This is a genomic window from Gordonia humi, from assembly GCF_014197435.1.
Taxonomy (GTDB): Bacteria; Actinomycetota; Actinomycetes; order Mycobacteriales; family Mycobacteriaceae; genus Gordonia; species Gordonia humi.
On the sequence record NZ_JACIFP010000001.1, the window covers coordinates 4338843 to 4362856 of the forward strand.

The 24014-nt window shown below is 67.7% G+C and carries 20 protein-coding genes and 2 pseudogenes; 9 read left to right on the plus strand and 13 right to left on the minus strand.

Features of this window, described 5'->3' with window-relative positions; translation table 11 throughout:
- The first annotated feature begins 218 nt into the window (after positions 1 to 218).
- The 3 genes from BKA16_RS20070 (at position 219) to BKA16_RS20080 (ending at position 3074) form a co-directional block, all read left to right on the plus strand.
- The gene (locus BKA16_RS20070; protein WP_183372340.1) at positions 219 to 695 is read left to right on the plus strand and encodes a MarR family winged helix-turn-helix transcriptional regulator; all 477 of its coding nucleotides are present in this window, start codon (positions 219 to 221) and stop codon (positions 693 to 695) included.
- A gap of 160 nt (positions 696 to 855) precedes the next feature.
- Positions 856 to 1467 (plus strand): heme-binding beta-barrel domain-containing protein, encoded by a 612-nt coding sequence (locus tag BKA16_RS20075; protein ID WP_183372341.1) that lies wholly within the window; start codon positions 856 to 858, stop codon positions 1465 to 1467.
- 185 nt (positions 1468 to 1652) lie between these two features.
- Positions 1653 to 3074 (plus strand): NlpC/P60 family protein, encoded by a 1422-nt coding sequence (locus tag BKA16_RS20080; protein WP_246371834.1) that lies wholly within the window; start codon positions 1653 to 1655, stop codon positions 3072 to 3074.
- Between the two features lie 4 nt (positions 3075 to 3078).
- Here BKA16_RS20080 and BKA16_RS20085 read toward each other — a convergent pair.
- Both BKA16_RS20085 and BKA16_RS20090 read right to left on the minus strand, forming a co-directional pair.
- A pseudogene (locus tag BKA16_RS20085) lies at positions 3079 to 4718 on the minus strand (ABC-F family ATP-binding cassette domain-containing protein).
- Positions 4719 to 4816: 98 nt separating this feature from the next.
- Complete coding sequence (locus BKA16_RS20090; RefSeq protein ID WP_183372343.1) at positions 4817 to 6268, minus strand: MFS transporter; 1452 nt, start codon at positions 6266 to 6268, stop codon at positions 4817 to 4819.
- A gap of 96 nt (positions 6269 to 6364) precedes the next feature.
- Between BKA16_RS20090 and BKA16_RS20095 the strand changes: the two genes are divergently transcribed.
- The gene (locus tag BKA16_RS20095; protein WP_183372344.1) at positions 6365 to 7054 is read left to right on the plus strand and encodes a TetR/AcrR family transcriptional regulator; all 690 of its coding nucleotides are present in this window, start codon (positions 6365 to 6367) and stop codon (positions 7052 to 7054) included.
- Positions 7055 to 7129: 75 nt separating this feature from the next.
- Here BKA16_RS20095 and BKA16_RS20100 read toward each other — a convergent pair.
- Positions 7130 to 8045: pseudogene (locus tag BKA16_RS20100) on the minus strand (IS5 family transposase).
- Positions 8046 to 8091: 46 nt separating this feature from the next.
- The gene (locus BKA16_RS20105; RefSeq protein ID WP_183372345.1) at positions 8092 to 8940 is read right to left on the minus strand and encodes a 3-hydroxybutyryl-CoA dehydrogenase; all 849 of its coding nucleotides are present in this window, start codon (positions 8938 to 8940) and stop codon (positions 8092 to 8094) included.
- A gap of 147 nt (positions 8941 to 9087) precedes the next feature.
- Between BKA16_RS20105 and BKA16_RS20110 the strand changes: the two genes are divergently transcribed.
- On the plus strand, positions 9088 to 10104 hold the full coding sequence (locus BKA16_RS20110) for an LLM class flavin-dependent oxidoreductase (RefSeq protein WP_183372346.1): 1017 nt from the start codon (positions 9088 to 9090) through the stop codon (positions 10102 to 10104).
- 46 nt (positions 10105 to 10150) lie between these two features.
- Here the strand turns inward: BKA16_RS20110 and BKA16_RS20115 are convergent, their stop codons facing one another.
- The 3 genes from BKA16_RS20115 to BKA16_RS20125 are packed head-to-tail and all read right to left on the minus strand — an operon-like array spanning position 10151 to position 12559.
- Positions 10151 to 10708, minus strand: a complete 558-nt coding sequence (locus BKA16_RS20115) for an isochorismatase family protein (protein ID WP_183372347.1) — start codon at positions 10706 to 10708, stop codon at positions 10151 to 10153.
- A 40-nt stretch (positions 10709 to 10748) separates the two neighbouring features.
- Positions 10749 to 12134 (minus strand): MFS transporter, encoded by a 1386-nt coding sequence (locus BKA16_RS20120; protein ID WP_183372348.1) that lies wholly within the window; start codon positions 12132 to 12134, stop codon positions 10749 to 10751.
- Positions 12131 to 12559 carry a MarR family winged helix-turn-helix transcriptional regulator gene (locus tag BKA16_RS20125; protein WP_183372349.1) on the minus strand — a complete coding sequence of 143 codons (429 nt, stop codon included), beginning with the start codon at positions 12557 to 12559 and terminating at the stop codon, positions 12131 to 12133. Before BKA16_RS20125 ends, BKA16_RS20120 begins: the two co-directional genes overlap by 4 nt.
- Before the next feature lie 153 nt (positions 12560 to 12712).
- On the opposite strand from BKA16_RS20125, the gene BKA16_RS20130 reads away from it, so the two are divergent.
- Both BKA16_RS20130 and ygiD read left to right on the plus strand, forming a co-directional pair.
- Positions 12713 to 13690 (plus strand): aldo/keto reductase, encoded by a 978-nt coding sequence (locus BKA16_RS20130; RefSeq protein ID WP_183372350.1) that lies wholly within the window; start codon positions 12713 to 12715, stop codon positions 13688 to 13690.
- Between the two features lie 126 nt (positions 13691 to 13816).
- On the plus strand, positions 13817 to 14674 hold the full coding sequence (ygiD, locus tag BKA16_RS20135; protein WP_281378428.1) for a 4,5-DOPA-extradiol-dioxygenase: 858 nt from the start codon (positions 13817 to 13819) through the stop codon (positions 14672 to 14674).
- A gap of 7 nt (positions 14675 to 14681) precedes the next feature.
- On the opposite strand, the gene BKA16_RS20140 is transcribed toward ygiD, so the two are convergent.
- The 4 genes from BKA16_RS20140 to BKA16_RS20155 form a co-directional block, all read right to left on the minus strand.
- Positions 14682 to 15425 carry a maleylpyruvate isomerase family mycothiol-dependent enzyme gene (locus tag BKA16_RS20140; RefSeq protein WP_183372351.1) on the minus strand — a complete coding sequence of 248 codons (744 nt, stop codon included), beginning with the start codon at positions 15423 to 15425 and terminating at the stop codon, positions 14682 to 14684.
- 12 nt (positions 15426 to 15437) lie between these two features.
- Positions 15438 to 16259: a fumarylacetoacetate hydrolase family protein gene (locus BKA16_RS20145; RefSeq protein WP_183372352.1), complete on the minus strand. Its 822-nt coding sequence runs from the start codon at positions 16257 to 16259 to the stop codon at positions 15438 to 15440.
- Positions 16260 to 16264: 5 nt separating this feature from the next.
- Entirely contained in the window at positions 16265 to 17338 is a 1074-nt protein-coding gene (locus BKA16_RS20150; RefSeq protein ID WP_183372353.1) for a cupin domain-containing protein, read from the minus strand.
- A gap of 135 nt (positions 17339 to 17473) precedes the next feature.
- A complete protein-coding gene (locus BKA16_RS20155) occupies positions 17474 to 18316 on the minus strand; it encodes an IclR family transcriptional regulator (RefSeq protein WP_183372354.1) in 843 nt (280 codons plus the stop codon).
- Between the two features lie 48 nt (positions 18317 to 18364).
- On the opposite strand from BKA16_RS20155, the gene BKA16_RS20160 reads away from it, so the two are divergent.
- Complete coding sequence (locus BKA16_RS20160; protein ID WP_183372355.1) at positions 18365 to 19633, plus strand: MFS transporter; 1269 nt, start codon at positions 18365 to 18367, stop codon at positions 19631 to 19633.
- Positions 19634 to 19666: 33 nt separating this feature from the next.
- Entirely contained in the window at positions 19667 to 20884 is a 1218-nt protein-coding gene (locus BKA16_RS20165) for an FAD-dependent monooxygenase (RefSeq protein ID WP_183372356.1), read from the plus strand.
- A gap of 19 nt (positions 20885 to 20903) precedes the next feature.
- Here the strand turns inward: BKA16_RS20165 and BKA16_RS20170 are convergent, their stop codons facing one another.
- Positions 20904 to 22178: a glutaminase gene (locus BKA16_RS20170; protein WP_183372357.1), complete on the minus strand. Its 1275-nt coding sequence runs from the start codon at positions 22176 to 22178 to the stop codon at positions 20904 to 20906.
- Positions 22179 to 22338: 160 nt separating this feature from the next.
- Positions 22339 to 23982: a long-chain fatty acid--CoA ligase gene (locus tag BKA16_RS20175; protein WP_183372358.1), complete on the minus strand. Its 1644-nt coding sequence runs from the start codon at positions 23980 to 23982 to the stop codon at positions 22339 to 22341.
- Between the last annotated feature and the right edge of the window lie 32 nt (positions 23983 to 24014).

Consider the following 24014-nt stretch of genomic DNA (forward strand, 5'->3'; position numbering starts at 1 on the left):
TCGGGGTGGAGATTGGGACTGTTGTAGCACTTCGGGTCGTTCGTCTGTTCTGACCCGTTCCGCCTGTTCGACGGGTTGTCCCACTGTTGACACCTCCGGGAGTCACCCCCTGACTTCCACCTCCGCGGCAGTCTACGTACCGAACCTGGGAATGCTCACAGGTTCGGTCGGCGCGTCGACGGCGGCGACCCGATCGCCGATCGTGGAATGATCGGGGAATGACCGACGACGACGCCGAAGCGACCCTCGACGAGCTCGTCGCATTCGAGACCGCGACCCGCGATCTCGTCGGCCTGGCACTGCGCAGCGTCGATCAGGTCGAGATGTCCCTCCCCCAGTTCCGCCTGCTACTCGTCCTCGACGAGCTGGGACCGTCGAGTTCGGTCAGGTGCGCCCGCGCGCTCGGCGTGGTGGGTTCGTCGATCACCAGACTCGCAGACCGACTCGACGCGTCCGGTCACCTGGTGCGAGGCGCCGATCCGGCCAACCGCAGCATCGTCGTGCTGACATTGACCGACGCCGGACGCGACGTGGTGCGGGCCGTCACCGACTTCCGCCGCCGGGAACTGCGGGCGGCGCTCGGCGTGCTGACTCCGGCCGAGCGGGCCGCGTGCACGGCCGCGCTGCGCGGTCTGCACGGCGCCCTGGACCGAGAAGCAGTCGACGACGATCGTCGTCGACACGTCCCGATCTGAGACCGGACGCACCGAGGAGTGGAACCGGCAGCCGTTTCGCCTGATTGATGTATTGCGTTATACAAGACTTGCGTTAGGCAATACCTTGTCCGGTTTCAACGGGTCGAGGCACTGCCGCGGTGATGCAACCGCCTCATTCAGCCCGATGATCGGAGACGCCATGAGCACGCCAGACCTCGCAGAGATACAGGGACCCCGGAAGCTCGGTCCCCTCACACCGCTCGTCGGACACTGGGAGGGCGATGTCGGCGTCGACCTCTCGTATCACAACGACGATGACGAGACCGGCCACACCTCGTACTTCGAGAAGGCGTCGTTCACGCCGATCCCCGGTCAGGAGAACGGGCGACAGAAGCTGTGGGGACTCAAGTACTCGATGACCGCGTGGCGACACGGCGAGGAGGCGATGGACCCGTTCCACGACGAGTTCGGCTTCCTCTTGTGGGACAAGGCGAACGGTCAGGTCATGCGCACCGTCGTCTTCGGTCGCGGTATCGCGATCCAGGCGGGCGGCGACGCCGGACCGCACGACACGGTCATGAACTTCGACGCCGATCCCGCCGACCCGTCGTACGGCGTCCTGCAGAACAGGTATCTGATGCAGCGGGCCGAGATCCAGGGCTTCACGAGTTCGTTCACGATCCTCGACGACCAGACCTTCAGTTACACCTCCGACCTGGTTCTGCGCCTCGAGCAGGCCGGCGTCACCATGCACCACACCGACCAGAACACCCTGCGTCGCGTGCGGCGCATTCATCCCGGCGAGGCCTGACGAGTCGGTCGTTCCTGAACGACAACCCTGTTATTCGCGTCGTGCGGTTCCCCGACAATCTGCTGTGACGTACGGTGCAGAAGACACTCATGATACTAGGGGGACGATTGTTGAAGGAGTGCATCTGAATGCGGGTACGTTCCAGGGCGCGATGGACCACACGAGGGATCGCTGCGGGCGCAGTCATGTCCGCAGGTCTGCTCACCGCCGGTCCGGCGGTCGCCGAACCCACGAAATCGAATCCGATCGCCTCGCTGATCAATCGGATCGCCGACGTCGATCAGACTCTCACCGACCTGTCCGACGCCGTCGCCGCGAAGCAGGAGCACGTCAACAAGGCCCTCGTCGACTTTCAGAACGCGATGGCGGCCCGGCAGCTCGCGGTGTCGGCGAACGCCGGCGCCAAGAAGTCGTTGACCGCGGTCGGCGCCGAGGTCGAGCGGGCACAACGCGAGTTCGACGACTTCGTGCGGACGGTGTTCCGGCAGGGGGACAACCGCGGCGCGATGACCGAGTACGTCGCCTCCGACGATCCGTCCACGGTCCTCGAGAAGCTGTCGGCCGTCGACCGCGTGACGGCGCAGCAGCAGCGCGCGGTGCGCAGGCTCCAGGTGGCCCGTAACCGACAGGCCAACCGGGTCGCCGCCACCGAGGTCGCCCAGCGGCAGGCCTCGGCCACCGCGACCGATGCGGCCGACCGACGCGACGACGCCGTCTCGGCGTATCAGGCCGCGCAGGAGGCGATGCGCACCCAGCAGAGCAGGCGCACCGATCTGGTGAAGCAGCGCGACGATCTCGCCGTGCGGTTGGCGAAGCTGCGCGGACGGCCGGCGCCGACCGCGCGGGCTCAGCCGAAGCCCGGGGCGCCCCGTCTCCCCGATGCGGTGACCGACGGTCTCGGCGACGCCGTCGACGCGATACCGACCAGACCCGTCGACGGCGACGACGCCCTCGCACAGGCGGCCGAGGCCGCGGCGAAGCTCGCCGCCGACAGCGGCCAGGCGCTCCTGGCGAGCCTCATCGGCCAGCAGCAGATTCCGCACTCGCAGTTGCTCGACGAACTCGGCATCGGCGGCGCCAACCCGTTCGAACAGGGCGACGACAGCGTCTTCACCCGGATCGGCAACGGCTCACTCGGGTCGCTGTTCGGCGGCGACGGCGACGCGATCCGCCCGGGTCTGCGCGGACCCCAGGCGATCGAAGTGGTCGTCAATCGCATGAAGTCGCAGTTGGGAGTCCCCTACGCGTGGGGCGGCGGCGACGCGAACGGTCCCACCCTCGGCGTACGCGACGGTGGCGTGGCCGACAGCTACGGCGACTTCCAGAAGGTCGGCTTCGACTGCTCCGGCCTCATGCAGTACGGGTTCGCCGGCGTCGGTCTCGACATTCCGAAGTACTCGGGCTACCAGTACACGGCGGGCCCGCAGATCCCGCTCGCCGAGCGCAAGCGCGGCGACATGATCTTCTGGGGTCCGGGCGGTTCCCAGCACGTCGCGATGACCCTCGGCGACGGCACGATGATCGAGGCCAAGGAGTCCGGGACGGTCGTCCACATCGTCCCCGAGCGCACCGACGGCGCGCAGCCGATGGTGGTGCGGATGCTCTAGCGCGCTACGACTCCGACACTCGACCGCCGTCGAGACGCCATCGGCGGTCGACGTTCACATTCGTCAGCATCCGGCGATCGTGGGTCACCAGCAGCAGCGCGCCGTCGTAGGAGGCGAGCGCCGATTCGAGCTGTTCGATCGCCGCGAGATCCAGGTGGTTCGTCGGCTCGTCCAGGACCAGGACATTGGTGCCCTTGGCCTGCAGCAGCGCGAGAGCCGCGCGTGTCCGCTCACCGGGCGAGAGATCGTCGACGGCCCGGCCGACGTGATCGGCTCGAAGCCCGAACTTGGCCAGCAGCGTCCGCACGTCGGCGGTGGCGAACTCCGGGACCAGACCCTCGAACCGCTCGGCGAGCGCCTGCTCGCCGGTGAACAGTCCGCGAGCCTGATCGATCTCGCCGATCTGCACGCTCGCACCCAGCGTCGCACTGCCGGAGTCCGGCGCGACGCGCCCGAGAAGCATCCGCAACAACGTCGACTTGCCCGCACCGTTCGGTCCGGTGATCCCGATCCGATCTCCCGCATCGACCTGCAACGATACCGGACCGAGTACGAACTCGCCCTGTCGAAGCACCGCGTCGTTGAGGGTCGCCACCACCGAACTCGACCGCGGCGCGGCACCGATCGTGAACTCGAGCACCCACTCCTTGCGTGGTTCGACGACCTCCTCCAGCCGAGCGATCCGGCTCTCCATCTGCCGGACCTTCTGCGCCTGCTTCTCGCTCGACTCCGACGCCGCGCGGCGCCGGACCTTGTCGTTGTCCGGATTCTTGCGCATGGCGTTGCGGACGCCCTGACTCGACCACTCGCGCTGGGTCCGCGCCCGCGCCTGCAGGTCCGCCTTGCGTTCGGCGTACTCCTCGTACTCTTCGCGGCGGTGGCGTCGGGCCACCTCTCGCTCGGCGAGATAGCTCTCGTAGCCACCGCCGTAGACGGTGTTGGTGTGCTGCGCCAGATCCAGCTCGAGCACGCGGGTCACGGTGCGCGCCAGGAACTCTCGATCGTGACTGACCAGCACGACCCCACCGCGCATGCCTCGCACCACGTCCTCGAGTCGTTCCAGACCGTCGAGATCGAGGTCGTTGGTCGGCTCGTCGAGCAGCACGACGTCGAAGCGCGAGCACAGCAGCGCGGCCAACCCGACGCGTGCGGCCTGCCGCCGGAGAGCCCGGTCATGAGCGTCGACTCGGGCGCCACGTCGCCGAAGCCGAGGTCGGCGAGCACCGCGGGCAGCCGATCGTCGAGGTCGGCGGCACCGGTCGCCAACCAGTGGTCCAGTGCCGCGGCATACCGATCCGCGGCGGCGTCGCCGTCGGCCAGCGACTCCGCCGCGGACTCCATCGCCGCGGTGGCCGCCGCGCACCCGGTCCGACGAGCCACGTACTCCCCGACCGTCTCGCCCGGCACACGCTCGTGCTCCTGCGGCAGCCAGCCGATGAACGCGTCCGGCGGCGTCGCCGACACCGTGCCGGCCAGGGGCGCGAGCTCGCCGCCGAGAATCCGCAGCAGGGTGGACTTCCCCGACCCGTTCGCTCCGACGACGCCGACCACGTCGCCCGGTGCGACGGTGAGATCGAGGTGATCGAACAGGACGCGGTGCGCGTACCCGCCGGAGACGTCCTTCGCGACGAGCGTTGCGGTCATGCCCATATGGTCGCACTCGCGCGTCCCCGTCCGCGCGCCCGCCCGCTGCGCCACTGGACGACCGTTCCGGGAATGTCAGGTCCTGCTCGCGCGGGTGTTCAGTGGTCGTCGGTCTCCCGAGGGTCCGTGAGAGTGAACGCACCCAGCGCCGCGATCGCTCCGACCGCCACCGCGAGCGCCGCATAAGCGATCCGTTCGCCATGGAAGAACGAGGCCACGAGGTCGCTGCTCCACACGCCCGCGGGCAGTGTCGCGGTGACCAGTGCCGCGATGAGCGTGCCGACGACGGCCGTGCCCACGCTGGTGCCGACCTCCTGGGCGGTGTCGTTGAGCGCGGCGCCCAGCGACGTCCGGTTCTCGGGCATCGCCCCGACGAGCGCGACCGCACCGATCGTCATGACGGTCCGCAGGCCGAGCGTCAGGGTCACCATGAAGATCGCGATCGCGATGTAGCCGTGGTCGACGCCCCAGGCGAGACCCGCCAGGGAGCCGCCGAGGAGGACGGCGCCGACCAGGCACGCGATGCGGTGGCCGAACCGCTTCATCAGGAACTCCGAGACCGGGGTGCCCAGGATCATCGTGAGGACCAGCGGCAGATTGGCCAGACCGGCCTTCATCGGGCTCCAGCCGTACGCGTACTGGAAGTGCAGGATCAGACCGAACATGACGCCGGCCATGGCGATGGACGTCGCGATCTGCGCGATGGCCGCACCGCGCACGGTCCCGTCGGCGAAGACCTTCAGATCGAGCATCGGCTGCTTCGCGGACCGCTCACGCCAGATGAACGCGGCGAGGGCGACGATCGCGCCGGCCAGTGATCCGAGTGTCGGCAGCGACGCCCAGCCGTGGTCGATACCGGAGGTCAGCGTGTAGCAGCCGAAGCCGATCGCGGCGATGCTCAGCACGGCGCCGGGCAGGTCGAGTCGGTCGTTCGTCAGGTCCTCCGCGCGGTCGGGCTGGACGCCGATCCGCACACCGATCCACGCGATCAGCGCGATGGGCGCGTTCACCAGGAGCAGCCACTCCCAGCCGATGTGCGCGAGCGCGGTGCCGCCGAGAACGGGTCCGAGAATGAAGCCGCTCATGCCGACGACGATCATCACCGTCATCGCGCGCATGCGCAGCGCCTGGTCGTCGAACAGTCGGAAGACCAGGGAGTTCGTGATCGGCGCCATCGCCGCGGCCGCGACACCGAGAGCCGCGCGCAGGGCGATCAGCTCCCCCGTCGAGTGCACGAGCAGCACCGCGAGGCTGATCAGGCCGAACGCCCCGAGTCCGAACTGCAGGACACGGCGTCTGCCGAATCGGTCGGCGATCGAGCCCGCGGTCAACAGCAGCCCGCCGAAGGTGAGCGAGTACGCACTGGTCACCCACTGGAGTGCGGTGGTGCCGCTGCCGAGGTCTCGGCCGATGGTCGGCAGGGCGATGGTGAGCAGCGTGTTGTCGACCATCTCGACGAAGAATGCCAGGCAGAGGGCGAACATCGGGATCCACGCCGCACGCAGGGATGTGTAGGTGCGGCTCTGTGGGGTCTCAAGAGCGGTGGACATGAGACACCTCCTTTCATCGAACGACGTTCGAGTATCGAACGATGTTCCATACGATAGAACAGCGTTCGATACGATGCAAGAGAGGAGGAGGAACACATGGCAGTCAAGACACACACTCGACGTCGCGCCTCGCACTCGATGGACACGGTGATCGGCGAGGCCGTAGCGATCCTGGACGAGGCGGGTGAGCAGGCGCTCACCTTCCGGTCGCTGGCCGCGCGGCTGGGCGGCGGCGTCGCGAGCATCTACTGGTACGTCGCCAACAAGGAGGAGTTGCTCGACCGTGCCAGCGATCACGTGCTGGGCGACGTCGTCGCCTTCACCGACGAGTTCGTCGACACCGACGACCCGATCGCCGACATCCGCGCGGTGGCCGTGGCACTGTTCGAAGCCGTCGTCGACCGACCGTGGCTCGGCGGATATCTCATGCGCGACACCGGAACTCAGCCCAACGGCATGATCGTGTACGAGAAGTTGGGTCGCCACGTGATGCGCCTGGGGATGGGGCCTCGCGAGAGCTTCCACGGGGTGTCCGCGGTTCTCGGATTCGTGATCGGCACCGCCACCGACCTCGGTCAGCAGCCCCCCGCCGAAGTGATCGACGGCTCGATGACCGGCGAAGAGTACATCGCTCGGGCAGCCGACGAATGGCGCGAACTCGATCCGGACGAGTATCCGTTCATCCACTACATCGTCGACGAGTTCGCCGTCCACGACGACGGCGACCAGTTTCGCGCCGGATTGGACCTGATCCTCGACGGCCTACGGCGCCAGGCCGGGGTCTGAAACGACTTCGGCACTCGAAACGACCGCTACGGTCGTTTCGAGTGCCGAAGTGCGAACAGCTAGGGCGTGTCTCCTTTATCTGCGTAGCCAGGTCAGGATTGCGCTGAGGACGGCCCCGGCCCGGTAGGTGATCGCGAGTTTGTCGTAGCGAGTGGCCAGACCGCGCCACTGTTTGATGTAGGCGAACGAACGCTCGACGACGTTGCGGTTCTTGTAGGCGGTGGCATTGAAGGCCGGTGGTCGTCCGCCCTTGCTTCCACGCCGACCACGGGCTGCGATCGTGTCCTGCTTCTCCGGGATCACCGCGCAGATTCCGCGCCGCCGCAGATAGCCGCGGGTGACGCCGGAGGCGTAGGCGCGGTCGGCGATGACCGTGTCCGGCCGGGTCCGCGGCCTTCCCGGGCCGTGGCGGGGAACGTAAATGTCTTCCAGTACGGCCGGGAGCATGACGCCGTCGTTACGCTGGCCGCCGGTGATCACCACGGCCAGCGGCCGACCGTTGCCGTCGACGGCGTGATGGATCTTCGTGGTCAGTCCTCCACGGGATCGGCCGATGCCGTGACCTGCTGGTTCAATCTCCTCGAAGGGGAGATTCTTGTAATTCGAGGATGCCCCCTGTGTCCTGCTCGGGTCGGGTCGTGTTCGTCGCGTGCTGGTGTGCACGGTTGATCGTGCCGTCGATCGAGACGCTCCAGTCGATGTCCCCGTCGGCGTCAGCGTCGGCAAGGACATGCGCCAGGATCAGGTCCCAGGTTCCATCGGCCGCGTAGCGGCGGTGTCGCTTCCACACCGTCTGCCATGGACCGAACTGATCACGCGGCAGATCCCGCCACGGAATCCCGGCTCGGTACCGATAGGCGATGCCTTCCACAACACGCCTGTTGTCGGCGAACGGACGCGCTTGCTTGCCGGCATTAGACGGCAGCAATGGTTCGATCAGATCCCACTCATCGTCTGTGAACACCTGAAAACGCGATCTCGTGGTTCCCACGAAAGCAGCATGCCGCGCAACGGCGCCCAGACTTGGGAGACACGCCCTAGCTGTAGTCGTAGAAGCCGCGGCCGCTCTTACGACCCAGCCGTCCCGCGTCCACCATGCGACGCAGAAGCGCGGGCGGCGCGAAGTGCGGCTCGGCGAACTCGGCGTACAGCGACTCCGCCGCGGCCAGGCAGATGTCGAGGCCCACGGTGTCGCACAGGGTCAGCGGCCCCATCGGGTAACCGCAGCCGCCCTTCATCGCCGCATCGATGTCCTCGGCGGTGGCGTAACCCGAGTCGTACATGCGGATGGCCTGGCACAGGTACGGGATGAGCAGGGCGTTGACGATGAAACCCGAGCGGTCGCCCGCCTGCACCGTGGTCTTGCCGAGTGTCTCGCCCGCGTACTTCGTGACGGCGGCGGCGGTCTCCGCCGAGGTCAGCAGGGTGGAGATGATCTCGACCAGCGGCATCACCGGCACCGGATTGAAGAAGTGCACGCCGACCACACGCTCCGGGTGCTTGGTCGCGGCGGCGATCTTGATGACCGGGATCGACGAGGTGTTGGTGGCCAGGATCGCCTCCGGCTTCACGACGTCGTCGAGCTCGGCGAAGATGTCGTGCTTGATCGCCTCGACCTCGGGAGCGGCCTCGATGACGAGCTCGCGGTCGGCGAACTCGGCGACGTCGAGGGTGACGCGCACCCGGGCGATCGCCGCATCGGCGTCCTCCTGCGAGATCTTGCCCTTGACGACGCCGCGACCGATCGATGAGGTGATCCGCTCGATCGCCGCATCGGCGAACTCCCGCTTGGTCTCCAGCACGAGCACGTCGCTGCCGGACTTGGCACACACTTCTGCGATGCCGGCACCCATGGTGCCGCCACCGATCACGCCGATGAGGTTCACTCTCACTCCTGATCACCACGGGCCGCCGACGAGGGGCGACCTGATTTCGGTTGTCGCCTCACAGGTTAGTTGCTGCCGATCCGCGTGTCCGCGTGGCACCCGGTGCCGCGCGGGAATACCTGGGCCCGGCGAGCGTTCTGATCGACCATGACAGAGTTCGGTTTGGACACGTTCGGCGGCGTCACCACGGACGGGCACGGTCGGCCCGTGCCCCATCCCCAAGTGATCCGCGATCTCGTCGACGACGCCGTCGCCGCCGACCAGCTGGGACTGGACTTCTTCGGAGTCGGCGAACACCATCGTCCCGACTTCGCGGTGTCGAGCCCGGAGATGGTGCTGGCGGCGATCGCGGGTCGGACCGAGCACATCCGGCTGGGATCGGCCGTCACGGTCCTCTCCTCCGACGATCCGGTACGGGTCTATGAACGCTTCGCGACACTCGATGCCGTCTCGAACGGTCGTGCCGAGATCGTCGCCGGACGCGGTTCGTTCATCGAGTCGTTCGGCCTCTTCGGCTACGATCTCGCCGACTACGAGGTGTTGTTCGAAGAGAAGCTCGATCTCCTGTCGAAGCTGCTCGAGCAGAAGCCGGTGACCTGGAGCGGATCGACGCGGGCCGCCTTGACCGACCAACTCGTGTTCCCGACGACCGAGAAGCGCCTGCGGACGTGGGTCGGTGTCGGCGGATCGCCGGAGTCGGTGGTGCGCACGGCCAAGCACGGATTCGGGCTGTTCCTGGCGATCATCGGCGGCGCGCCGGAACGCTTCACCGCCTACATCGACCTGTTCGAACGCGCCCAGGAGCAGTTCGGCCGCCCGCGGGCGCCGATCGCGATCCACTCGCCGGGCCTCGTCGCCGACACCGACGGGCAGGCGCGCGAGCTGGTGTACGACGGATGGTTCGCCATGCGTCGCCGCATGAGCGTCGAACGCGGCTGGCCCGCACCGACCGCCTCCGACTTCGACGACGAGATCACCGACGGCGCACTGTATCTCGGCTCGCCCGAGGTGGTGGCACGGAAGATCGCACGCACCCTGGGGACCCTGAAGGTCGACCGTTTCGACCTGAAGTTCGACCAGCCCGTCCCGCACGGCGCTCAGCGGCGCTCGATCGAGCTGTACGGCGAGAAGGTGGTCCCGATGGTGAAGGATCTGCTGAGCTGACGCCCACCGTCGAGACACCCCACGCGGTCGCCGGACCGGGGACGACCTACGCGGCGCCAGTCAGCTTCGCCTGAATCTGCGCGGTGGAGGTGACCTCGCCGAGTTTCGGGAACACCGTGCTGACCGCGTGATCGTGCGACGCCGGGCTCGAATCGGCCATCGCATCGGTCACCACGACGACGTTGTACCCGAGCTCGAAGGCGCTGCGCGCGGTCGATTCGACACCGATCGACGTCGAGATGCCGGTCATGACGACCTGGGTGACGCCGCGCTCACGCAGCTTCGCGTCGAGGCCGGTGTTCGTGAAGGCGCCCCAGGCGCGCTTGGTGACGCGGATGTCGTCGGCGCTCTCGCCGAGGGCGGAGTCGACGACGATGTCGCCGTCGCCGAACTCGACCGGCCCGCGGCCCACGTCGTTGCGTCCCGGCGGGGTCGCCGACACGTTGACCAGGACGACGGTCTGGCCCGCCTTGCGGAATTCGGCGGCGAGCACCGCCGAGTTGGCGACGACGTCGGTCGCCGCGTCGCCGAAGCGGCCGACGATGCCGGCCTGCAGGTCGATGACGACGAGTGCGGACTTCTCGTCGATCTGGGTGAGCGGCATGATGGTTCCCTTTCGTTGATGATCTGTGAAGGTGTGTGAGTCAGCCGGACAGGCCGACACGACGGAGCGACCGATCGCCGACGACGAGGACGACGCCGAACGCGGCGACACCGAGCAGGACGTAGGCCACCTCGTGCAGGCCCGCGGTGGTGGCGTCGTCGCCGAAGAGCTGTGCGAGCACCACCGACGACGTCATCGCACCGATGTACATGGAGGTGCGCAGCAGACCGGCCGACGCGGCGATGCGTTCTGGATCGGCCTGGCCGTAGACGGCGTTCTGGTTGCCGAGTCCGTTGAGCCCCTGCGGGATTCCGGCGATCGCCGCGAAGACGAACAGCAGCCACAGCGGCGACGACGCGTGCATCAGCAGTAGCAGGCCCGCGACGACCACTTGGACGACGGCGCCGACGAACAGCTTGTTCCGGATCTTCGGCGACCGTCCGGTGATCGCGGAGACCGCGATCGCCGACAGCGCCAACGGCAGTTGGAGGAGGCCCGCCGTCGACGGCGACAGCCCGCGCCCGTCCTGCACCCACTGCGCGAACCCGTACAGAACGGTGTAGGCCACCGTGTATCCGAGCATGTTCCGCACGTACGTCGCCGTCAGCGGCAGATTGCCCGACACGATGCGCACGTCGAGGAACGGATCGTCGCGGCGCCGCTCGACCACGACCAGCGCGACGGCCGCGGCGATGCCGATGACCAGGAGGTAGAGGTCGGTGAGCTCGGGGTCCATCAGATACAGGAGAGCGGCGACGAGCGCGCCGGTGAACAGGGTCACGCCGGGCCAGTCGATCGAGCGCAGGGTGGCGGTGCTGCGCACCGACGGCAGTCGGCGGGCGCCGACGTACAGGCAGAACAGGGCGAGCGGGATGTTGACGGCGAACGTCGCCCGCCAGCCGCCGAGCGCGATCAGGCCTCCGCCGAGCGACGGACCGACTGCCGAGATCGCCTGACCGCACACCGCCAGCGCCGTCAGCACGACGGTCGGGCTCGCCTTTCCGGTGCGCTGCGCCTCGGATCTGATCAGGTACATCGACACGGGGAAACCCGCGCACGTTCCGACGCCGAGGAGTACGCGCGCCGCGATGAGGACGTCGAGATTCGGAGCGAGGACGCCGAGCACGCCCGCCACGCCGGCGAGGCCGGTCAGTACCAGGTAGGGCCTGCGCGGGCCGAACAGGTCGACCAGGCGGCCGACGACCGGCTGGCCCACCGCGGTGGCGAGGTAGAGCCCGGACACCAGCCACTGCGCCTGTCCGAGCCGAACGTCGAGGGCCCGAGCGATCGGGATGAGTGATACGGCGATGATCGCCGAATTGATCGGATTGAGGACCGTCGCACCGAGCATCGGTGCCAGGAGTCCGCGGTCGAAGGCGCCGCCGGACTCGTTGCTCGCCGACCCGTTCACCCGAACCGCCGTCATTCGACGATTCTCGACAGCAGCGGCAGCGCGGCGCGGAGCGTCTCCCGTTCGTCCGCGGTCAGTCGCTCGGACACCGCGCGAGCCAGCCACTCGTCGCGCGCCTTGCGCGTGCCGTCGATGATGGCACGACCGTCGACCGACAGGGAGAGCACATGCCGACGCCGGTCGGCGGGGTCGGGCTCACGCTCGACGTATCCGTTGTCGAGCAGGACGCCGACAGTCGCCGCCATCGACTGCGGACGCACGTGCTCGGCCGCCGCGAGTTCGCCCGCGGTCATCGAGTCCCGTGCGAGCCGCCAGAGCACGACCATCTGCGACGGGGTGAGCTCGTCGTGGTGCGCGACGGCCCGGAAGCGCCTGCGCAGGCGCCCGAATGTCACGCGGATCTCCCCCGCGACCGCGTATGCGTCGTCCGAACTCGTCATGATTAATCAGTCTAGGCTGACTAATTCCGGTGACGCATCCCCTCGCGGACGACGACCCCGTCACACCGCGCGGATCACGCTGCCGCCGAGATCACGGTGCTGGGTGGCGCTCACGACTCGCCGCCTCACCGCCCCGCGAGTACCGTGCGATCCATGGACTACTCCCCTCTCGGAAACAGCGGCCTGGTCGTGTCGGCGCTCGGCGTCGGCTGCAACGCGTTCGGCCGACGCATCGATCAGAATGCCGCCGACGACGTCGTCTACGGCGCCTTCGACAACGGAGTGAACTTCTTCGACACCGCCGATTCGTACAGCGCGGGCGAGTCGGAGGTCATGCTCGGCAAGGCTCTCGGGGGACGCCGCGACGAAGTGGTGATCGCCACCAAGTTCGGCATGGACAACGGCGGACTGTATCCGGGCACCCACACCAACCGGGCGAGCCGTTCGTACATCATGCGGGCCGTCGAGGGCAGCCTGCAGCGCCTGGGCACCGACTACATCGACCTGTACCAGCTGCACACACCGGATCGGATCACGCCGATCGACGAGACGCTGTCGGCGCTCTCGGACCTCGTCGCATCGGGCAAGGTCCGCTACATCGGCTGCTCGAACTTCGCCTCCTGGGAGGTCGCCGATGCGGCGGGCGTCGCCGATGCGATCGGCAGCGAGCACTTCATCACCGCGCAGAACGAGTACTCGCTCTACAACCGCAGCGCCGAAACCGAACTCGTGCCCGCACTCGAGCACTACGGGATGAGCCTGCTGCCGTACTTCCCGCTCGCGTACGGACTGCTCACCGGCAAGTACTCGCGGGATGCGGCCGCACCCGCCGGATCGCGACTGGTCACCGAGTCGTTCCGGTACGACGGCGCGAACTGGGACATCGTGGAGGGGATTCGCGCATTCGCCGACGAGCGCGGCATCAGCATGCTCGATGTCGCGCTCGGCGGTCTACGCGCTCAGCCCGCCGTCGACACGATCATCGCGGGCGCGACGTCGTCGACGCAGATCGCCGCGAACGCGACATCGGTGATGTGGACCCCGTCCGACGACGACCTCGCCGCCCTCGACGAAGCGGTGCCGCCCGGCTCCGGAAGCGGATATCTGACATTCGCTCCGCCCCAGCGCTAGGGGTCCGCGCACTCGACTCAGCGCGACCGACTCGTGCAGCGTGCCGAGCCGCCGATCACCCACCCGTCTCGTCTCCGGTCGCGTACCGTCGAAGGCGGATCTTCGCAGCCTAGGAGGGCCTTTCTGATGAGTACGACGATCATGCCTGCCGCGTTCATCGGGCACGGCAATCCGATGAACGCGATCGAGCGCAACCGTTACACCGAGTCGTGGAAGGCCTTCGGCGCGGCGGTCCCCACTCCTCGCGCGATCGTGGTGATCTCCGCGCACTGGTACACCAACGCGACAGCGGTCACGGCGATGCCGCTCCCCCGCACGATCCACGACTTCTACGGCTTTCCGCAGGAACTGTTCGACGTCGAGTATCCGGCGCCCGGAGCGCCGGAGATCGCCGAACTGGTGGCCGACGTCGTCAAACCGACGTGGGTGGGTTTGGACGCGGACAGTTGGGGCATCGACCACGGCACCTGGTCGGTCCTGACACATGCGTTCCCCGATGCGTCGATCCCGGTGATCCAGTTGTCGCTCAACGCGTTCAAGGATTTCGACCACCACATGGAGATCGGGCGCAAACTCGCTCCGCTACGCGAACAGGGCGTCCTGATCGTCGGCAGCGGCAACATCGTGCACAACCTGCGCGCGGTCGACTTCTCGCAGCCGGACACCGGTTTCGACTGGGCGCACCGTTTCGACGACGCTGCGGGCGAACTCCTGCAGGACGATCCGGCCAAGGTCCTCTCCCTCGATGCCCACCGGGACTTCGCGAAAGCCGTGCCGACCCCGGATCACTTCCTGCCGATGCTGTACATCGCCGGGTTGGCCGACGGTCGGCCGCTGCAGCCCCTGATCAAGGGGTACGCGGCGGGCTCGTTGTCGATGACCGCCTACAGTCTGGGCTTCGACTGCGAACTGGATCTGTCGGGTCCGACGGCGGGGGCCGCGGAACTGCCCTCGGGCTTCCCGGCGCTCGACTCCAATCTGTAGACGCGGGTCAGAGCCAGCGCGGCGGCTCCACGTCGTCACCGACGGTGAGGCCGACTCCGCCTCGTCCGGCGGCCCACCGGACCACCGAGGGCAGCGGCCCGACGACTGTCGACGTCGACCGCCCCGATCCACCCGACACCGGTCGCACCGGAATCGCCTCGCGACCGTCGACCTCGACGACGATCCCGCCGCCCAGTTCGTTGCCGCCGAGTTCCCTGCCGCGCCACATCCCGACGATGTCGGTCAGCAGCGAATCGAGTACCACGTCCGGGAAGTCGCCGAAGCGGCCGCCGTTCGCGAGGTCGACCGCGTGAATCCATACCTCTCGGGTTCTCATCCACGCGGTCTCCGATACCGGGACCGTCCTGCCCTGAGCCGTGCGCACCTGCTCGGACCACGCGTCGTCCGGTAGGTTTCGCCACTTCTCGTCGAGCCGGGCTACCGTGTGCGCGAAGAGGTTCCGAAGTGCGGCGGCGGTGAGAGTCGCCCCCTCGGCGATCTCCTGCGCGCGCTGCTCCGGTGAGCCGTACATCGGTGTCTCGACGCCGGTGGCGGCCCAGTCGAGCAGGCGGCACAGCGCCGCGGCGTTGTAGCCGACGTGTGCCACCAAGTGCTTGCGTGACCACCCCTCGAGCAGGCTCGGCTCGTCGAGCTGCTCGTCGGTGAGTTCGGCGAGCCGCTGGGCGAAGTACGACGTGCCTCGTCGTGCGATGAGCAGACGTTCGTCGAGGTCCAGGTCGGAGAAGATCATCGCGGCGGACCTCTACTTGACGATCGTCTTGTTCTTCACGGTGCCCAAGCCCTCGATCGTCACCTCGACGGTCTGACCGTCGCGCACATAGACCGCGGGCTTGCGAGCGTGTCCGACACCGCCGGTGGTACCGGTGATGATGACGTCCCCGGGACGGAGGGTGACGATGTGGGACACGTAGTCGACGAGCTTCTCGGGCGAGAACACCAGGTCGTCGGTGGTGGCCGACTGCATGACCTCCCCGTCCAGCCGAGCTTCGATCGCCGTGCCGGTCCGGTAGTCGGTGTCCAGGAACGGTCCGAAGCCGCTCGATCGCTCGAGCCACTTGCCCTGGTCCCACATCATGGTCCGGTACTGGTAATCGCGCATCGTGTAGTCGTTGATGACCGAGTAGCCGGCGATGTACTCGGCGGCGTCGCTCTCGACGACCTGGTACGCCTGTTTGCCGATCACGACCGCCAGTTCGGCCTCCCAGTCGATCTGGGCGGCGGCGTACTCGGGGACGACGATGTCGTCGTACGGCCCGGCGAGCGAGTCGGCGAATTTCGCGAACAGAGTCGGGTACTGCGGCAGGTCGCGGCCCATCTCCTTGATGTGCGTCGCGTAGTTCAGGCCGACGCACACGACCTTCGAGGGATGGGGGACGACCGGCGCGTAGTCCGCGGACGTCAGGTCGACGCTGCCGCCGGTGGCGTTCTGCGCCACCGACTTCCAGTCAGAATCGGCGAGCAGCTCGGAGAGATCCGCGTAGCCGTCGATGAGAGTGGCCGAGGTGTCGGAATCGACGCGGGCCGCGGCGGTACCGCCCGAACGGCGGAGGGTAGTCAGTCGCATGGTGGTCAGGCTCCTTCGGAGATCAGAGTGCGGTTCAGGTGGAGGCGTTCGACGATGGGTGCATCGGAGAACGTGAACAGGTCGAGGCCGGCGTCCGAACCGATCGACCACTCGACCCAGGACGGTACGACGACCATGTCGCCCGTGGCGACGGTGTGCTCGACACCGGCGAGGGACACGTGCCCCTCGCCGTCGAACACCTGGAACACCGTCGAACCGACATCGCGACGCGGGCGGGTGACCGCCCCCGGCCGCAGCCGGTGGAATTCGGCGCGGATGGTCGGCATCACGTCGCCGCCCGTGGTCGGGTTGGTGTATCGGACTGCGGCATGTCCCGGCTCAGCAGTCCCCGGATGCCCCTCGTCTTCGAGTGCAAGCTGTTCGGCGAGTGCACGATCGGTGTGCTCCCAGCGGTAACAGGCGATGGGCGACGAGGTCTGCCGGTCGAGTCCGACCAGTGGTCGCAGGCCCGGATGCGCCCAGAGACGCTCCGACCGTGACACGTCGGGGGTCGCGTCGTCGGTGACACCGTCCGCGCCGAACTCGAAGAACGCAGTGTCCGTGTAGTGGACGAACGGGATGTCCAGGCCGTCGATCCAGGCCATCGGCTGATCGGTCTCGTTGTGGTGCCCGTGAAAGTTCCACCCGGGGGTCAGCAGGAAGTCGCCGCGGCGCATGGCCACCGGGTCGCCGTTGACCACTGTCCAGACGCCCTCGCCCTCCACCACGAAACGAAAGGCGTTCTGCGAATGGCGATGCTCCGGTGCGGTCTCCTTCGGGCCGAGGTACTGAATCGCGGCCCACAGCGTAGGCGTGACGTACGGGGCGCCGCCGAGTCCGGGATTCGCCAGCGCGATGGCCCGTCGCTCGCCGCCGCGGCCGACCGGAACGAGGTCGCCTGCGCGCTGAGCCAGCGGATAGAGCGTCGACCACCTCCAGACGAACGGTTCGGCCTTGGAGGCCGGAGCCATCGGCATCAGGTCGCCGAGCTGCGTCCACAGCGGGTTGAGATTCTCTGCCTCGAAGTCCGTGTACAGCTGCTTGAGCTCCGGATCGAGGGCTTCGTCGATCGTCGTCATGATTCTCCTCGGGTGGAACGTTGCGCTCGCATCGATCGCGCACTGAACTCACCGTAGGGAGCCACCGACGTAACCCGGAACACAATTCTGCTCTACAGAATCTACCGGGTGCGATGTGTCACTACCCGATTCCGCTCACTCGATGTGCCCGCCATCGATCTCGATGGCGCGCGCGGTCTCGCGCAGACGAGGAACCAGCGACCCGTTGAGGTGCTGGCGGTAACGGGTGATCGGAACGGCCGCGGTCAACCCCGCCACTCCGCGCCCCTGACTGTTTCGGATGAGCACCCCGAACGCCGCGACTCCTTCTTCGGTCCGCTCCAGATTGATGGCGACTCCGACGCGTTTGGCGGCCTCCAACTCGGCGACGAAGGCGTCGAACTCGCCCTTCGGAAGTCGCCGGTCCACCCGGTACGGTCCACTCTCAGCCCGCGGATCCACCGGCTCGCCAGCCGGCCGCAGATACAGCTGAGCCAACGTCTTGCGCGGCAGTTCCGCGAGCAGGATCCGACCACCCGCGGCCAGTTCCGCAGGCAGGACCTGCCCCTGCCGATCGCCGACCCGCAACATCGAGTCCGATTCTGCGGTGTGCAGGAAACGCACCTGCGATCCCACCCGGATGACCAGGTTGATCGCCTCGCCAGAGAGGATCGCCAGCGCCTCCATGTGCGGCCTGGCGAGATCGGTCAACTCTCTGGTCCACCCCTTCTCGGCAGGACCGACCCCCATCGCGGGTCCGGGATGGTAGAGCCGCTTCTCATCCTGTACCGCGAAGCCCCGGTATACGAGCATCGACAGCAGCCGATGGGCGGTCGACGGCGCGGTCCCCAGTTCGGTCGCCGCGTCCTTGAGCCGCAACGCCCCCACGTCGCGCAGCAGTTGCAGCAGACGCAGGGCGTTGTCCACGGATTCGAGCGCGTAGGAAGGGCGGGTTATGGTCTTCGTCGGCTTCTGTCCGCCTCGACTCGAATTCTGCATAGCAGAACTATATTGAAGACTACCGGTGACCCGCAGCACAGTCGATGAATGTTCACCACTCAGCCCACATCCGATGCGCAGGAGGCTCCGGCCGATCGCGTCCTCCAGATCAGCAGCGGCAAGCTCATCGCCATCGTCGTCTGCTGGCTGTTCGTCGTCTTCGACGGCTACGACCTCATCGTCTACGGCAACGTGATCTCCAGCCTGGAAGGCGAGTGGGGCATCAGTTCCTCGACCGCCGGATCACTCGGCAGTCTCGCCTTCCTCGGCATGATGATCGGCGCGGTGCTCGCCGGGCGCCTGTCCGACCGTGTCGGACGCAAACGCGCGGTGATCGGGTGCGTGATCGTGCTGTCGATCTTCACCACGTTGTGCGCCGTCGCAACCGGACCGGCGATGTTCGGCGCGATGCGCTTCATCGCGGGCCTCGGTCTCGGCGGACTGGTACCTACGTCCAATGCGCTTGCCGCCGAACTGGTTCCGCCGCGTTGGCGGGCTGCGGTCGCCACCATGATGATGTCCGGTGTACCGCTGGGCGGCTCGGCCGCGGCCCTGCTGGGCATCCCGGTGATCCCGCACTGGGGCTGGCGTCCGATGTTCGCGTTCGCGTTGGTGCCGTTGGTCGTGTTGGTCCCCCTGGCGATGAAGTGTCTCCCGTCGACGACTCCGGCGGCCGCGCCGCGAGATTCGGAGACCGAAGGCTTCCGCGCGCTTCTGGGTCCGCGACTGCGGACCGTCAGCATCATGTTCGCTCTGGTGACCATGGTGACCCTGCTGGCCTGGTACGGACTCGGCACCTGGCTGCCCAAACTGATGCAGAACGAGGGCACCAACCTGGGCAGTGCACTGACCTTCGCCCTCGCGCTGAACCTCGGTGCCGTCGCGGGTTCGTTCGTCACGGCGTGGGGAGGAGTCCGGTTCGGAACGCTGCCGACGTCGGTCGCCGCCGCGTTGATCGCGGGCGTAGCCCTGCTCGGTCTGCTGACCTCCCCGCCGACCGCCGTCGTGTACGTGATCTTCGTGCTGGCAGGCGTCGGCACGCACGGTACTCAGTGCCTGATCATCGCCGCCGTCGCGTCGTACTATCCCGACCACTTGCGCGGCACCGCGCTGGGCTGGTCACTCGGCGTCGGCCGAATCGGCGCCGTCGCCGCCCCGCAGATCGGCGGTTGGCTGCTCGCCGCAGGCCTCGGCGCGAACGCCAACTTCGTACTGTTCGGCGTGAGCGCCCTGATCGCCGCAGCACTGCTGGCGGTCATTGCGCGCCGCTACCCCGTACCGACGCACAACGGGCCCGTCGCGGCCCCGGCGCACTGATCGAATCCGCACCCGAAGGAAAAGGAAGTAGTCATGTCTGAACTGAGCACGAGTCGAATCATCGTCGCAGGCGGCGGAATCGGCGGCGCAGCGAACGCGCTCGCGTTGGCCCGCAAGGGTGCGCAGGTCACCCTCTTCGAGAAGGCCTCTGAATTCGGCGAAGTGGGTGCCGGCCTCCAGATCGGCCCGCATGGATCGCGAATCCTGCAGCATCTGGGTGTGTACGACGAGGTGATCGCCAAGGGCGTCGTGCCGAAGAACTTGGTGTTCAAGGATGCGGTCACCGCGGAGACGCTGACGAAGGTCGACCTCGGTCGCGACTACCAGCAGCGGTACGGCGGCGTGTACTTCGTCGTACACCGCTCCGACCTCCACTCCGCACTGGTGACGGCAGCACAACGCGCCGGAGCCGAACTGATCAACGATTCGACCGTGGTCGACGTCGTGACCGAAGGCGACCAGGCGTACGTCACACTCGGCGACGGCACGGTGCACACCGCCGACGTCGTGCTGGGCATGGACGGCCTACACTCCACACTGCGCAAGAAGCTGCACGACGACAAGCCCGTCGGCTCCGGATACGTCGCCTTCCGCGGCACCATTCCGATGGAGGAGGCCGAACTCGCCGCCGAACTCGACGACGTGGTGGGCTACATCGGACCGCACTGCCACTTCATTCAGTACCCGCTGCGCAGCGGAACCATGCTCAATCAAGTCGCGGTCTTCCAGTCGCCGGCGTTCCTACGCGGCGAGGAGAAGTGGGGCAGCGCCGACGAACTCCTCCCCGCCTACGACCACTGCCACGACACCGTGAAGTCTGCGCTCAAGCACATGTGGACCGACCGGTGGTGGCCGATGTTCGACCGCGACCCGGTCGACGAGTGGGTGGACGGCCGGATGCTGCTGCTCGGCGACGCCGCCCATCCCCCGCTGCAGTACCTGGCGTCCGGCGCTGTGATGGCGCTCGAAGACGCCAAATGCGTGGCCGACTACGCCGCGGAAGACCTGCACGGCGACAACGCGAACTGGCCGCAGATCCTGCGCGCGGTGAACGCCGAACGCGCCCCGCGCTGCAATCGGATCATCACCGTCGGCCGCATGTGGGGCGACCTGTGGCATCTGGACGGTGCGGGCCGCATCGCCCGTAACGAACTGTTTCGGACCCGCGACACCTCGAGCTACAAGTACACCGACTGGCTGTGGGGCTATGACTCGGCCCGCGACCGGGGGCTCGCCCACATCGGCGCCTGACGCTCCCGGCCGACCGGCCTCATCGGACGATGTCGTCGTGGCCGGCGACCACCGTCACTCGCCCGCCGTCGCCGGGGTCCGGATCCGGCAGCACCCCGTCGGGGTCGATGAGGTACACGTCGTGGCCGTCGAGCGTCAGCCGACGGAGGGCCTCGAGGAGCATGCGACGGCCGACCGGACCGATCGTCGCGACACGCGCCAGACTGATCGCGACCCGCTTCGCCGTGAGGGGATCGTCTTCGAGTTCTCGCAGGACCCGTTCGGCGCCCGCGAAGCGGATGCGTCCCTGCAACGACACGACCTGGACCGCGTCGTCGCCGGTGCCCACGATGCGACGTCCACGAACCACCGACGGGCCCGGCGGCGGCACCTCCATCAGGTGCAGTCCCATCTCCGAGGTGAACCGGCGGAACAGATCCACGCCACGGACACTGTTGCCGTGCCGATCCAGGCGCGGCGAGAACGTCGCGATGCCCACCTGTCCGGGCAGCGCACCGATCACTCCGCCTGCCACGCCGCTCTTGGCCGGGATCCCGACGTTCGTCATCCAGTGCCCGGCACCGTCGTACATGCCGCACGTGGCCATCACGCTGAGTACCTGGCGGACGACCTCGGCCGGCACCACGGGAGCCCCGGTCAGTGGGTTGACGCCGCGGTTCGCGAGCGTGGCGGCCATCAGGGCCAGGTCGTCGACGGTCACCAGCAGCGAACACTGACGCGTGTATCCGGTGACCGCGTCGAGCGGCTCGCCCTCAATGATCTCGTTGGCGCGCAACATGTTCGCCAACGCTCGATTCCGGTAGGCCGTCGCGATCTCCGACTCGTACACGGCACTGTCGACCGTCAACCGGCGTCCGGCGAACGCACTGAGACCGTCGATGATCCGCGACGTCCGCTCCTGTGGCGTCGCGCCGGACGGACCGGCCAACGTGTGCGCCGCGATCGCACCCGCATTGATCATCGGATTCAAGGGTCGGCCGGTGCCCGCCTCGAACGAGATCTCGTTGAACGCGTCGCCGCTCGGTTCCACACTCACCTTCTCCATCACGGCGTCGAATCCCCGATCGGCGAGCGCGAGCGCGTAGACGAACGGTTTGGAGATCGACTGAATGCTGAACGCGACGTCCGAGTCGCCCTGCGAGTAGAGGCGTCCGTCCTCGGTGCATATCGCGACGGCGAGACGGTCCGGATCGGCCGACGCGAGTTCGGGAATGTAGTCGGCAGTCTCCCCCGAGTGATCGGCTTCCACCGATCCGAGAGCTTCGGCTAGATAGTCAGGTATCGGCGATCGCACTCACTCAACGTACCCCGGGGGCGGTCGGCGCGGCGGCGATCGTCTCCCCGTGCGGTCACTGACGCGGGATCTTCTCCACGGCCTCGACGTGAGCCGACTCCTCGACCAGCTTGTCCGGATGACGGATCTCGTGCATCGTCGGCGCCGTCGGCCAGTGAGGTCACCGGCCCGTCTCGCGCATCACGTCGAGCGCGCCGTCCGCCCGCTGTCCGCGCAGCAGCTTCTTGTCGATCTTGCCGACGCTCGTCCGCGGGAGCGCGGTGGTGAAGACCCAGTTCTCGGGGATCCAGAACTTGGCGACGCGGCCGACGAGCCAGGTGCGCAGGTCCTCGGCGCCGACGGTCGCGCCGTCTTCGACGACGACCACCGCACACGGGCGCTCGTCCCACTTCTCGTCGGGAACGCCGATCACCGTGACGTCGCGGATCGCCGGATGCCCGGCCAGGGTGTTCTCCAGATCGACCGAGGAGATCCATTCGCCGCCCGATTTGATGATGTCCTTGGAACGGTCGGTGAGCTTGGCGAAGCCGTCTCGGTCGAGGGTGCCGACGTCGCCGGTACGCAGCCAGCCGTCATGGAACTTGTCGGCGGGACCGTCGGATTCGACGCCGAGATACCCGCCCGCGATCCACGGTCCGCGCAGTTCGAACTCGCCGATGGTCTCGCCGTCTCGCGGGAGCGGTTCGCCCGTCTCCTGGTCGACGATCCGGATCTCGACGCCGGAGATCACTCGCCCCTGGGTGAGGCGTTGTCGCCGGGCGGTCTCGGCGTCGACCCCGCGCGAGGTCCGGCCCACGGTGACCAGCGGCGACGACTCGGTCATCCCCCACCCCTGCACCACGTCGACGCCGTGGTCGGCGAAGCCGTCGAAGAGCGACTCCGATGCGGCGGCGCCGCCGATCACCAGGCGTTGCAGCGAGCCGAGGTCGTGGTCGGGTTCGGCGTCGAGCAGGCGCAGGACGTCGTTCCAGACCGTCGGGACACCGTTGCCGAAGGTCACCGAGAACGTCTCGATCGCCTCGACGATGGTCGGCGGCGCCAGGAAGCGGTCGAGGAGGACCAGGTCGGCGCCCGCCCAGAATCCGCTGTACGGATAGCACCAGGCGGTCGCGTGAAACATGGGGACCGCGACGAGGATGGTGTCGTTGTTGCCGATGCGGAGGGCGTCGACGGCGCTGGTGGCCAGACTCTGCAGCATGATCGAGCGATGACTGTAGGCGACGCCCTTCGGGTTGCCCGTCGTGCCCGTGGTGAAGCAGATGCTGGCCGCGTCCTGTTCGTCGACGACGGTCCACTCACGATCGGGTGATGCGGCGGCGAGGACGTCCTCGTACGACACGACACGCTGGGACGCACCGGCGAACACGGCGTCGTCGATCGTCCCGGAGACGACGATCGTCTCGACGGTGGTCAGCAGGGGCACCACCGGGGCGAACGTCGCGGCGAGCGAATCGTCGACGATCATCACGCGGTCGCCCGCGGCGTTGACCGTGTAGGCGATCTGTTCCGGGGTGAGCCGGATGTTCGCGGTGTGCAGCACCGCGCCCATCGACGGCACCGCGAAATAGGCTTCGAGGTGCTCCTGGTTGTTCCACATGAACGTGCCGACGCGGGCGTCGCCGACCACCCCGAGGTCTTCGAGGGCGTTGGCGAGTCGTCGCGCACGAGCGACGACGTCCGCGTAAGCAGCCGTCCGCCAACCGGTTTCGGTCTTGGTGACGACGGCTCTGTCTGAGCTGTACGCCGCCCCGTGCTCGGCGAGCGTCGAGATGGACAGCGGAGCGCTCATCATCGTGGATTTCATGCCAACTCCCTACGACCGATCGTTTGCTCGGT

Coding starts and splice junctions, on each gene's coding strand:
- BKA16_RS20070 (WP_183372340.1), top strand. CDS start 219: ATGACCGACGACGACGCCGAAGCGACCCTCGACGAGCTCGTCGCATTC.
- BKA16_RS20075 (WP_183372341.1), top strand. CDS start 856: ATGAGCACGCCAGACCTCGCAGAGATACAGGGACCCCGGAAGCTCGGT.
- BKA16_RS20080 (WP_246371834.1), top strand. CDS start 1,653: ATGTCCGCAGGTCTGCTCACCGCCGGTCCGGCGGTCGCCGAACCCACG.
- BKA16_RS20090 (WP_183372343.1), bottom strand. CDS start 6,268: ATGTCCACCGCTCTTGAGACCCCACAGAGCCGCACCTACACATCCCTG.
- BKA16_RS20095 (WP_183372344.1), top strand. CDS start 6,365: ATGGCAGTCAAGACACACACTCGACGTCGCGCCTCGCACTCGATGGAC.
- BKA16_RS20110 (WP_183372346.1), top strand. CDS start 9,088: ATGACAGAGTTCGGTTTGGACACGTTCGGCGGCGTCACCACGGACGGG.
- BKA16_RS20115 (WP_183372347.1), bottom strand. CDS start 10,708: ATGCCGCTCACCCAGATCGACGAGAAGTCCGCACTCGTCGTCATCGAC.
- BKA16_RS20120 (WP_183372348.1), bottom strand. CDS start 12,134: ATGACGGCGGTTCGGGTGAACGGGTCGGCGAGCAACGAGTCCGGCGGC.
- BKA16_RS20125 (WP_183372349.1), bottom strand. CDS start 12,559: ATGACGAGTTCGGACGACGCATACGCGGTCGCGGGGGAGATCCGCGTG.
- BKA16_RS20130 (WP_183372350.1), top strand. CDS start 12,713: ATGGACTACTCCCCTCTCGGAAACAGCGGCCTGGTCGTGTCGGCGCTC.
- ygiD (WP_281378428.1), top strand. CDS start 13,817: ATGAGTACGACGATCATGCCTGCCGCGTTCATCGGGCACGGCAATCCG.
- BKA16_RS20140 (WP_183372351.1), bottom strand. CDS start 15,425: ATGATCTTCTCCGACCTGGACCTCGACGAACGTCTGCTCATCGCACGA.
- BKA16_RS20145 (WP_183372352.1), bottom strand. CDS start 16,259: ATGCGACTGACTACCCTCCGCCGTTCGGGCGGTACCGCCGCGGCCCGC.
- BKA16_RS20150 (WP_183372353.1), bottom strand. CDS start 17,338: ATGACGACGATCGACGAAGCCCTCGATCCGGAGCTCAAGCAGCTGTAC.
- BKA16_RS20155 (WP_183372354.1), bottom strand. CDS start 18,316: ATGCAGAATTCGAGTCGAGGCGGACAGAAGCCGACGAAGACCATAACC.
- BKA16_RS20160 (WP_183372355.1), top strand. CDS start 18,365: ATGTTCACCACTCAGCCCACATCCGATGCGCAGGAGGCTCCGGCCGAT.
- BKA16_RS20165 (WP_183372356.1), top strand. CDS start 19,667: ATGTCTGAACTGAGCACGAGTCGAATCATCGTCGCAGGCGGCGGAATC.
- BKA16_RS20175 (WP_183372358.1), bottom strand. CDS start 23,982: ATGAAATCCACGATGATGAGCGCTCCGCTGTCCATCTCGACGCTCGCC.